This is a genomic window from Staphylococcus sp. 8AQ (assembly GCF_902506595.1).
In the GTDB taxonomy this organism is placed as follows: Bacteria; Bacillota; Bacilli; order Staphylococcales; family Staphylococcaceae; genus Staphylococcus; species Staphylococcus pasteuri.
Genome location: NZ_LR733871.1, coordinates 934426 through 940288, shown reverse-complemented (window position 1 = coordinate 940288; position 5863 = coordinate 934426). Strand labels below are relative to the sequence as shown.

At 30.6% G+C, this 5863-nt stretch carries 5 protein-coding genes and 1 pseudogene; 4 read left to right on the top strand and 2 right to left on the bottom strand.

Annotation, left to right across the window (positions count from 1 at the left end; all coding sequences use genetic code 11):
• Window positions 1-47: 47 nt before the first annotated feature.
• From GVY01_RS12800 to GVY01_RS12790, 3 genes and pseudogenes are all read left to right on the top strand, one after another.
• Window positions 48-107, top strand: a pseudogene (locus tag GVY01_RS12800) (hypothetical protein); the annotation flags it as partial.
• Window positions 108-170: 63 nt separating this feature from the next.
• On the top strand, window positions 171-3443 hold the full coding sequence (locus tag GVY01_RS12795; RefSeq protein WP_414075552.1) for a DUF1542 domain-containing protein: 3273 nt from the start codon (window positions 171-173) through the stop codon (window positions 3441-3443).
• The gene (locus tag GVY01_RS12790) at window positions 3418-3702 is read left to right on the top strand and encodes a hypothetical protein (protein ID WP_368431127.1); all 285 of its coding nucleotides are present in this window, start codon (window positions 3418-3420) and stop codon (window positions 3700-3702) included. The genes GVY01_RS12795 and GVY01_RS12790 overlap by 26 nt, the downstream gene beginning before the upstream one ends.
• Window positions 3703-4132: 430 nt before the next feature.
• Here the strand turns inward: GVY01_RS12790 and GVY01_RS04680 are convergent, their stop codons facing one another.
• Together GVY01_RS04680 and GVY01_RS04675 are read right to left on the bottom strand one after the other, a co-directional pair.
• A complete protein-coding gene (locus tag GVY01_RS04680; RefSeq protein ID WP_108016990.1) occupies window positions 4133-4531 on the bottom strand; it encodes a ribonuclease HI family protein in 399 nt (132 codons plus the stop codon).
• 175 nt (window positions 4532-4706) lie between these two features.
• The gene (locus tag GVY01_RS04675) at window positions 4707-5411 is read right to left on the bottom strand and encodes a queuosine precursor transporter (RefSeq protein WP_017638021.1); all 705 of its coding nucleotides are present in this window, start codon (window positions 5409-5411) and stop codon (window positions 4707-4709) included.
• Between the two features lie 260 nt (window positions 5412-5671).
• Here GVY01_RS04675 and GVY01_RS04670 point away from each other — a divergent pair, with 260 nt between their 5' ends.
• Window positions 5672-5857, top strand: coding sequence for a zinc-finger domain-containing protein (locus tag GVY01_RS04670; protein ID WP_081581220.1), 186 nt, complete (start codon window positions 5672-5674; stop codon window positions 5855-5857).
• Window positions 5858-5863 lie beyond the last annotated feature (6 nt).

Below are 5863 nucleotides of genomic sequence, written 5' to 3'. Positions count from 1 at the left end.
ACGGTGATGAAAGAGTAGCTGAAGCGAAAACTCAAGCTAACCAAGCTATCGATCAACTCAATGCTATTAATGATTCACAACATCAATCTTTAGTTGAAAGAGTTAATCAATCAAATGACTTAAATGAAATTCAACAAATTGTTGATGAAGCTACATCATTAAATACAGTCATGAATCAACTTCAACAGACTATCAATGATAATGAAGCATCAACTAAAAATAGTGGTAATTACATTAACGCTGAAGCTCAATTGAAACGAGACTTCGACCAAGCAATTACTAACGCTCAAGATGCAGTTGATAAAGCAAATGGTCTAAACTTACCTAAAGAGCAAATTCAACAATTAATTGATGCTATTTCAACTACAAAAGATGCTTTAAATGGTGATCAAAGACTTAGTGATGCGAAAACTAAAGCGTTAGAAACATTAGACCAATTAACTAACATTAATAACGCTCAAAAGCAATTAGCTACATTACAAATCGATAATGCTGATACATTAAATAAAGTGACTCGAGCTATTAATAAAGCAACAGCAGTAGACCAAGCGATGAATGCTTTAAAACAATACGTTCAAAATAATGAACTACCAATAAAATCTAGCTCAAACTTTATTAATGCCGATGATGATTTAAAAGCCCAATTCAATAAAGCTATCTCTAATGCACAAAATGTATTAAATAAAGATAGTGGAAATGCATTAACAAATACTGAAGTGGGAGCATTAAAACAAGCTATCATAGATGCAGAAAATGCATTAAATGGTGATCTTAAAGTTTCAAATGCTAAATCAAAAGCTGATAAATTTATAGATAGTTTAGATCAACTTAACCAACCACAAAAAGTGGCAGCACATGAAGCAATCAAGAAAGCTAATGATTTAGATACTATAAATGACATTATCAATGATCAAATAGAATTAAATGATGCAATGGCTGAACTTAGAGATCTCGTTGAAAATACTATTCCAAACAGTGAAAATAGCATCGACTTCCAAAATGCCGATCAAAGTGCAAAAGATAATTTAAATGAAGTTAAATCAAATGCACAACAAATGCTAGATGGAAACAACAATAATGATACAGATGTTAACGATGTTCGTGGAATGATAGAATCAATTAAAGAAGCAATTAACCAATTAAATGGTGAAGAAAGATTACAAGAAGCGAAAAATGATGCCATCCAAGAAGTTAATAAAGCTTTAGCAGATAAATTGAAAGAAATTAATGCATCAAACGCTACTGAGCAAGATAAGACTGACGCTATTAATAAAGCCAAAGAACTTGCTAACCAAATTATTAATGATATTAATAATTCGACTAGTAACGATCAAGTCAATAAAGTTCAACAATCAGGCAACAAAGCAATCGATGAGATTCATGCAAATGAAATACCTAAAGCTAAAATAGATGCTAAAAATGATATTGAACAAAAAATCAATGACCTTATTACTAAGATTACAAATAACCCTGATTTAACTGATACAGAAAAACAACAGTTAATTAATCAATTGAATCAGTTAAAACAACAAAGTAATAATGATATTGATAATGCAACAACTAAAGAAGATATTGATCGAATTAAGCAAAAACTAGAAGATGCTGTTAATAATATTTCTAACTATGTCAAAGCTAAAGTTGATGCTAAAAACGAAATCAAAGATGCTGCTGCAGCTAAAATCAAAGAAATTGATAATAATCCTGATTTAACACCAGAACAAAAAGCTGCCGCTAAAGTCGAAGTCAATCGCCTTAAAGAACAAGCATTGAAAGATATTGATAACGCGACAGACTTAAACGGTATTGATGAAGCTAAATCTAATGCGCAAGATACAATCAATCAATTTGATCCAAATCAATTTACGATTGATCAAGCCAAAGATAAAGCGAAACAAGCTATCGAAGATGCAGCCAACAATAAACTTAAAGATATTGATAATAACCCTGACTTAACGCCAGAACAAAAAGCTGCCGCTAAAGACGAAGTCAATCGCCTTAAAGAACAGGCATTGAAAGATATCGATAATGCGAAAGATTTAAACGGCATTGATGAAGCTAAGTCTAAAGCACAAGATACAATCAACCAATTTGATCCAAATCAATTTACGATTGATCAAGCGAAAGACAAAGCGAAACAAGCTATCGAAGACGCAGCTAACAACAAACTTAAAGAAATTGATAATAACCCTGACTTAACGCCAGAACAAAAAACTGCCGCTAAAGACGAAGTCAATCGCCTTAAAGAACAAGCATTGAAAGATATTGACAACGCGAAAGACTTAAACGGTATTGATGAAGCGAAATCTCAAGCTCAAGATACTATCAATCAGTTTGATCCAAATCAATTTACGATTGATCAAGCGAAAGACAAAGCGAAACAAGCTATCGAAGAAGCAGCTAACAATAAACTTAAAGAAATTGATAATAATCCTGACTTAACGCCAGAACAAAAAGCTGCTGCTAAAGACGAAGTGAATCGTCTAAAAGATCAAGCGCTTAAAGATATTGATAATGCGAAAGATATAAACGGCATTGATGAAACTAAGTCTAAAGCACAAGATACAATCAATCAGTTTGATCCAAATCAATTTACGATTGATCAAGCGAAAGATAAAGCCAAACAAGCTATCGAAGACGCAGCTAATAACAAACTTAAAGAAATTGATAATAATCCTGACTTAACGCCAGAACAAAAAGCTGCTGCTAAAGACGAAGTGAATCGTCTAAAAGATCAAGCGCTTAAAGATATTGATAATTCAAAATCACTTGAAGATATAACTAAACAACAACATAAGTTTATATCTCAGATTATTTCTGTAAATCCAATTAAAGATTTAGTGAAACGTAAAGACGATGCTATTAAAAATATCAATAAAATATCTACACAAAAAGCTAATGACATAAGAAACAGTAGATTTGGTACTGCAAGTCAAAAACAAGATGCTTTAAATAGAATTAATAGCATAGTTAATGACACGATTAGAAGAATCAAAAATGCTCACACACCACAAGAAGTGGATGATGCATTGAGAGATGGTATTAATCGTATCTTAGCTGTTCAAATCAATACAAATATTGGCAGAAACAGAAATCAATTCAACAATACTTTAAATAGACCTTTCGATTTAACTAGAGTAGTTAGAGCTAATCAAACTAATGCTACTACTATCTTCGGAAATGGAACTAAAGAAAAATTAAATGGCAGCATACCTAGCGATAAATCTAAACAAAACAAAGATAAAAATAACAATCATCAAAATACACATAGTGTGACAGATTCAATTGCTAATGTACTTAAAAAGACACTAGGATTTGTAGGTATTTCTGGATTATTAGCTAGTTTCTGGTTTGTAATGGCAAAACGCCGTAGAAAAGAAGAAGAAGATGAAATGTTGAATCATAAAGATACTATTAAAGATGAAAAAAAAACATTTATTGAGTGATAATGACCATGAACCATTGTTATTAGCTAAACAGAAAAAAGATGAAACAGAAACTAACAAACAATCTTCAAATTCATCAAAAGAGAAAAAGCTTAAAGGTAATGATAAAGATGCACCTATATTAATTGCTAAAAAGAAACAAAATCGTAAAGATAATGAAAATAAAGTAAAAGGTAAATCAACATCTAATAACAAGAAAGTCACAAACTCAAAAAAGAAGAAAAAGAATAATAAAAAATCTTCAAAACGTAAAAAATAAAACACAATAAATTTATCCTAATTCTTCAAAATAAAGGTGTACGGAATATAAAATTCTAAGACAAATGAAAAAAGGTAATTTCTATTGAAATAATATAGAAATTGCCTTTTTCATTATCTATAAGTATTTTAATGAAAAATTACATATAAATACGTAGTATTTATGGCAAGACTCCTGAGGGAACAGTACTAGTTGAAGACCTTAGAAATTCTCACAGATTTATCTGTGTAGTATTTCTGGCTGAAACTGTACCATGGGAAGGGACCCAACACAGAGAAACTGATTAAATCAGTTTCTACAAGCAAAGCAAGTTGGGCATAGCGAAGCCATGCAATACGAAGTATTGGATATAAAGAAAGCACTAAGATGATTAAAATAAATCATCTTAGTGCTATTATTTTAAGACTTATATTCCAGCATCTTCTTTTTACTATTTACGCTTTAACAATTTAAATAAAGCCTGTTGTGCATGTTGATTAGCTTCTTTATTTTGTTCTCTAGGAACCCATTTTACAAACAATAACTCAAAATCTCTTTCCAATAATTCTAATTGTTCAAAATAGGGTTTAAATTTTGCATTTTTAATATATCCCGCATCAACACTATCCGCTATCAACTTCGAATCTGTGTATAGAAGGGCATTACTTACTTTTAGTTCTCTTGCATGTTCCAATGCATGAATACACGCTGCCCATTCAGCACTATGATTATCCATTTCACCTAATTCATGAGTGAAAATATGATGTTGATTATCTTCTTTAATGACGATAGCACAAGTACTCATTCCAGGATTACCTTTTGTCGCTGCGTCAAAATTAATTTTTGCCATTTTCACACCTGCTTATATCAAAATTCCTTACAATCTAAATCATAATATCTATTTTAATCAAAAGAACAGTAATTTAAAAATACTTCAATTAAAAACATCAAATTATGGATTTATATAAATAAAAAACACGCTTCAACTCAATTATAAATTAAGTAAAGCGTGTGGCCACTATATATTAATAACCTTCGTCCAATTTACTAATTTTACCTTTACGATAAAATGATTTCGCAATATAACCAAATGGCACATTGAAAATAGTAGATACAAGTTTTAATACATATGTTGTAATGAATATTTCAAATACTGCCATACCAGGTAAACTTCCGATAAATGCGATAGATACGAAAAGGGCAGTATCAATGATAGAACTAATTACAGTACTACCATATGCTCTTATAATAAACGTTTTATCAGAACTAAATATTTTTTTAATTAGTGAGAAGATAAATACATCTATATGTTGTCCGATAATATATGCAACGATTGAACCTAATGCAATTCGTGGTACGACATCAAAAATGGCATGAAATGCGCTTTGAGCTGTGTCTTCTGGAGCAGGGATGAAATGTAATGACATTTGCATGACAATAATCATAACTAATGTTGAAGAAAATCCTAACCACACTGCGCGTTTAGCTACCTTTCTTCCATAAATATCATTCAATATATCAGTAGCCAAATAAATAGACGCAAACATGACATTACCTAAAGTAGCTGAAATACCAAATATTTCTACAGTTTTGATGACTTGAATATTAGCAATAATTGTTCCAATTGCTACCCAAGCTATTAAACCATGTTTACCAAACAATCGATACATCACTACCATTAAAATAAACGTTACTAAAAACGTAGCTATTCCAAAAATTTCATTATACATAAACTTTTCCTCCTAAATTTTGTTAATGCGGGTGTTTAGAAACCGCTAAAATAACTTAACCATTTTACTTGAAAAATGTTACTAATGCAATATGTAACGTTAATTAAATTTGTGGTTCTTAATAGCAAATTGATTATTGTTAATCCATCCATAATAAATGCTATAATGTTTACATGTGAATGATTGAGGTAGTATTAAAAACTAAATGTATCTCTTTATTTGCGACATAATAAACGCTATAGCTAAAGGGAGTTGAGAATATACTTACTTATTCCGAACAACAAGCTATAAATCGAATTGATCAATTATTGACTACGTATTGTCATCAATGTCCATTAAAGTCGCATATAAGAAAGACTGAAAATAAGACGCAGGCACATCATTTTTGTATCAATGAATGTTCAATTGGTAAACAAATCAAACAAATTGGAAACGAACTTCAATAGGAGGTA

What these genes read in the sequence shown, in the direction of transcription:
- GVY01_RS12795 (WP_414075552.1), top strand. Translation starts at nt 171, where the DNA reads ATGAATCAACTTCAACAGACTATCAATGATAATGAAGCATCAACTAAA.
- GVY01_RS12790 (WP_368431127.1), top strand. Translation starts at nt 3,418, where the DNA reads ATGAAAAAAAAACATTTATTGAGTGATAATGACCATGAACCATTGTTA.
- GVY01_RS04680 (WP_108016990.1), bottom strand. Translation starts at nt 4,531, where the DNA reads ATGGCAAAAATTAATTTTGACGCAGCGACAAAAGGTAATCCTGGAATG.
- GVY01_RS04675 (WP_017638021.1), bottom strand. Translation starts at nt 5,411, where the DNA reads ATGTATAATGAAATTTTTGGAATAGCTACGTTTTTAGTAACGTTTATT.